Here is a 387-nt window from a genome sequence, read left to right as displayed (position 1 = left end):
TTTCCTCCCTCTATTGCGTGTTATCTAAACTAACTATAATATATGACATAAGATTCTTAAAACTATTATTTGAGGTGACCGAATATGAAGAGTACAATTTGGGCAGAAGATGACTATTTAAAACTAGCACCCATTAACGACGAACTAATCAAAAAAGCAGAAGAGGTACTGAACGTAAAGCTTCCAGAATCATACATAAACCTTCTAAAAGAACAAAATGGGGGAACTCTTCGTCTTGATACTCACCCTACTTCAAAGCCAAATTCTTGGGCAGACGATCACGTTAATGTATCTGGTTTATATGGTATTTCTTTTGATGAAAATGAATCTAGTATTTTAGAGAGTCGCTATTTAATTCGAGAATGGGAAATGCCTGAGAATATCGTA

Annotated in this window: 1 protein-coding gene; it reads left to right on the top strand. The window is 34.6% G+C overall.

Annotated features, from left to right (window positions below):
• Positions 1 to 84: 84 nt before the first annotated feature.
• Positions 85 to 387 (top strand): SMI1/KNR4 family protein (locus tag MR167_RS31895; protein WP_242316267.1); only part of this gene is annotated, 303 nt, incomplete at its 3' end.

This window comes from Bacillus cereus group sp. BfR-BA-01355, from assembly GCF_022663675.1.
GTDB classification, from domain to species: domain Bacteria; phylum Bacillota; class Bacilli; order Bacillales; family Bacillaceae_G; genus Bacillus_A; species Bacillus_A thuringiensis_S.
The sequence above is the reverse complement of the archived record's forward strand: the minus strand, read 5'-3'. Positions and strand labels throughout refer to the sequence as shown.